General features: G+C 68.1%; 1 protein-coding gene. It reads left to right on the forward strand.

The window, feature by feature from the left end; genetic code table 11:
* Positions 1–257, forward strand: a 257-nt coding sequence (locus tag AC5WRT_RS39210) for a transposase (protein WP_496098987.1), incomplete at its 5' end; no start/stop codon positions are given.
* Between the last annotated feature and the right edge of the window lie 13 nt (positions 258–270).

Consider the following 270-nt stretch of genomic DNA (forward strand, 5'->3'; position numbering starts at 1 on the left):
AGGACGCGATCGCGCTCGTCGATTCCTCGGGCAAGACGGTCACTGCTGTCGCCCGGGAGCTCGGCATCAGCTCCGAGTCCCTGCGTGGCTGGTACCGCCGGGCGAAGGCGGACCGGGGCGAGGGCGGGTCCGGCGAGCTGACCAGCGCCGAGCGCGAGGAGCTCAAGCGGCTGCGCAAGGAGGTCCGCGAACAGCAGCAGACGATCGAGATCCTGAAAAAGGCGACGGCCTTCTTCGTGAAGGAAAACGACCGGTGAGCGAGCCGTACCG

Source organism: Streptomyces sp. NTD91 (assembly GCF_059510455.1).